Raw genomic sequence first — 3,221 nt, 5'->3', positions numbered from 1 at the left:
CGTCAGGCTCATAACCTGAAGGTCACAGGTTCAAATCCTGTCCCCGCACCCAAGGGTCTAAATCGACAAGAAGCCGCCTTCGGGCGGCTTTTTTCGTTTCTGGGTCTTCGCCTCACCAGAATGGCTTGGCCTCGACGAGGTCCTTCAGGGCTTGGCGGGCGGCGGCGATCAGGTCGCTTTCTTCATCGCCCAGCACCACCCGTTGCGCCGCGCTGGCGAGGTCCGCGTCGCCGTGGGCCGCCAAGTCGACCAGGCCTTCGCGCACCGAGCGGTCGTTGAGCGCGCCCAGCGTGTCCTGCGCGGTCTTGGCGGCCTTTACGAAGCGGTCGGCGCGCTCGGCGTGGTCCGGAAACAGCGGCGCGAGGTCCTCGGCGGCGTAGCGCAGGGTCTTGCCCTTCAACCGCAGGCGATGCCGGGCCTCGGCGTCGAGGTCGTCGAAGTGCTTGGCGCGCTTCTTCACCGCCTTCCGGCGATGCTCGAGCACCTCGGCGGCGTAGGCCCTGGCGGGGCCGTCGCGGACCTCGGCGAGTTCCGGATCGGTCGTCCAGTCGCCGGCCTCGAGCCAGGCGGCCGCTTCCAGCAGCACGGCGCGGGCGCGAGGGCTTTCCAGCGCCGCCTCCATCCGCAGATAGGCGTTGGCGTGGACCGCTTTCAGCCCCCGCTCGAAGGCGTCCTTGCCGGTGAATTTCGCGCCCGGCGCGGCGTCGCGCCAGACCTCGCCGACGAAGACATCGAGGTCGCGGGCGTTGTCGAACTCGCCGGCCAGCCACGAGAGCGCCTCGTCCAGCCGGTGGGCGGCCTCGTCCTTGGCCAGGGGCTTGAAGATCTTCAGCAGGGCGCGCAGCCGGCGGGTGGCGACGCGGGCCTGGTGCACGGCTTCCGCCTCGGGCCGCTCGCGCAGCGCCTCCAGGGCGGCGCAGAGGTGTCCGAGATCCGCGCGGCCCAGGGCCTGCAGCGCTTCGCTGACGGTCGCCTTGCCGCTTAAGCCCGCCGCATGCCTGCGCGGGGGCGGGCCGTCCTCGCCGGCGGCCAGGCCGTAGCCGCGCTCGGCCTTGCTGACCAGCGACAGGCGCAGCGGCACGCGGTCGGCCAGGGTGCGGGCGAGGTCGAAAAGCGCCCGCGGCGGCCCGGCCTTCAGCTCCAGTTCCAGTTCGCAGACCGGCGCGCGGCGATCAGCGGCGCTGAGCTCGCCGCGATCCAGCGCGGTCTCGATGATCGCGTCGCCGACTTGGATCAGGCGCACCACGCGCTCGACATGGGTCGTGAAGACCGGCGCCAGCGGACGATCCTCCAGCATCGCCGCCGCCGGCGTCAGGGCCAGGGCGTCGCGGTCGGGGCCTGGGCCCTCGATCACCGTCTCCCATTCGCCGCGCGAGAAGACCCCGCCGGCCGAGGCCGACTTCAGGGTCTGCTTGCGGCCGCCTTCGCCGTCGCGCACCCGCAGGCCATAGCCGGCGCGGCGCAGGGCGTGGTCGGGGGTGTCGAAATAGGTGGCGTCCAGCTGGCGCACCGCGCCCTCGCCCGCCTGCACGGCCTTCAGCTCGGCCAGGGCCAGAGCGGCGGCCTCGGGCGGCAGCAGGAACTTCAGCTCGATCTCGCGATCCATGGCCTGATCTACTCCCGCGGGGCGCTGACGACGCCGAGCCCCCTCGAGCCCCCTAGCGCCATGGTGAGCGCCTTGGCAAGGCCTTGCAAACACCATGGCGCCGGTCCAAACGTGCGCGCCATGAGCAAGATCAACGCGTTCGAGCCCCGTCACGACTGGACCCTGGCCGAGGTCGAGGCCCTCTTCGACCTGCCCTTCATGGACCTGGTCCACCAGGCCGCCAACGTCCACCGCGCCTGGTTCGATCCCTCCGAAATCCAGCTCTCGCAACTGCTGTCGGTCAAGACTGGCGGCTGCGCCGAAAACTGCGGCTATTGCAGCCAGTCCGCCCACTTCAAGACCGGTCTCAAGGCCGAGAAGCTGATGGCGGCCGACGACGTCGTGGCCAAGGCCCGCGCCGCCCGCGACGGCGGCGCCCAGCGCTTCTGCATGGGCGCGGCCTGGCGCGAGCTGAAGGACCGCGACCTGCCCAAGCTGGCCACCATGATCGCCGAGGTGAAGGCCCTGGGCATGGAGACCTGCGCCACCCTGGGCATGCTGACCGCCGACCAGGCCAAGGCCCTGAAGGCCGCCGGCCTCGACTACTACAACCACAACCTCGACACCGGGCCGGACTACTACAAGGACGTCGTCACCACCCGCACCTATCAGGAGCGGCTCGACACCCTGGCCCACGTCCGCGACGCGGGCATGAGCACCTGCTGCGGCGGCATCGTCGGCATGGGCGAGACCCGCCGCGACCGCGCCGGCCTGCTGCACCAGCTGGCGACCCTGCCGGCCCATCCCGACAGCCTGCCGATCAACGGCCTGGTCCCCGTCAGCGGCACGCCGCTGGGCGACAAGGTCTTGGCCGACGGCGCCAAGCAGATCGACTCGATCGAGTTCGTCCGCACCATCGCCGTCGCCCGCATCGTCTGCCCCAAGTCGATGGTCCGCCTGTCGGCCGGCCGCGAGGGCATGAGCCGCGAGCTGCAGGCCCTGTGCTTCATGGCCGGCGCCAACTCGATCTTCGTCGGCGGCAAGCTCTTGACCACCCCGCTGCCCGACATGGACGAGGACAGCCGCCTGTTCCAGGACCTGGACCTGAAGCCGATGGGCTCGGTGCGGGCCGAATTCGTGGCGGCCGCGGAGTAGGGCGGGGCGCTCAGGCGCGCTCCATCAGAATCTCACGCCGCCACGCCGCGAGCTCGCGTCGCGTCTCGGCGGCGTCCGCCAAGTAGGCCGCCAGCACTTGGGGCGGATACTGGCGGGTCAGCACGCGCATGTCGTGCTCGGCCTCGTCCAGCAGCGTCGTCACCTTGTCGATCAGCTCCAACCAGACGTCGTCGCTGTTCCGGAGGCGGCGCTTGCGGCGTCTGCCCTTGCCGAACATGCGCTGGGCCCGCGCCGGGATCAGGAGTTGGGTCATTTGGGGGCTGCTCCTCTTGAAATCCTCCCCCCAGCGGGGGAGGATTTGGGACACGGGGTCTCGGCTTCACGCGGCTTGCCGCTGAAGGTGATGGGGAGGCGACGGAGCGGCCGGGCGAACCCGGTGACCGTATGGTTTGTTTGCGTTTCGGTTCGTCGACCGCTCCGCCAGGCTGTTGTTTCCATGAGGACGGCGGGCGTGAGCGTT

At 70.5% G+C, this 3,221-nt stretch carries 3 protein-coding genes; 1 reads left to right on the top strand and 2 read right to left on the bottom strand.

All coding sequences use genetic code 11. From position 1 onward, the window contains the following. Positions 1-112: 112 nt before the first annotated feature. Positions 113-1,606, bottom strand: a complete 1,494-nt coding sequence (locus AX690_RS14985; protein ID WP_066683242.1) for a CHAD domain-containing protein — start codon at positions 1,604-1,606, stop codon at positions 113-115. Positions 1,607-1,726: 120 nt separating this feature from the next. On the opposite strand from AX690_RS14985, the gene bioB reads away from it, so the two are divergent. Then, complete coding sequence (bioB, locus tag AX690_RS14980; protein WP_066683238.1) at positions 1,727-2,740, top strand: biotin synthase BioB; 1,014 nt, start codon at positions 1,727-1,729, stop codon at positions 2,738-2,740. A 10-nt stretch (positions 2,741-2,750) separates the two neighbouring features. Here bioB and AX690_RS14975 read toward each other — a convergent pair whose 3' ends face one another. After that, positions 2,751-3,014 carry a hypothetical protein gene (locus AX690_RS14975; protein ID WP_066683236.1) on the bottom strand — a complete coding sequence of 88 codons (264 nt, stop codon included), beginning with the start codon at positions 3,012-3,014 and terminating at the stop codon, positions 2,751-2,753. Between the last annotated feature and the right edge of the window lie 207 nt (positions 3,015-3,221).

Origin of the sequence: Caulobacter sp. CCH9-E1, assembly GCF_001556515.1 — a bacterium.
Taxonomy (GTDB): domain Bacteria; phylum Pseudomonadota; class Alphaproteobacteria; order Caulobacterales; family Caulobacteraceae; genus Caulobacter.
Note: the sequence above shows the minus strand (reverse complement) of the source record. Positions and strands in the feature narration are given on the sequence as shown.

What these genes read in the sequence shown, in the direction of transcription:
- AX690_RS14975 (WP_066683236.1), bottom strand. Translation starts at nt 3,014, where the DNA reads ATGACCCAACTCCTGATCCCGGCGCGGGCCCAGCGCATGTTCGGCAAG.
- AX690_RS14985 (WP_066683242.1), bottom strand. Translation starts at nt 1,606, where the DNA reads ATGGATCGCGAGATCGAGCTGAAGTTCCTGCTGCCGCCCGAGGCCGCC.
- bioB (WP_066683238.1), top strand. Translation starts at nt 1,727, where the DNA reads ATGAGCAAGATCAACGCGTTCGAGCCCCGTCACGACTGGACCCTGGCC.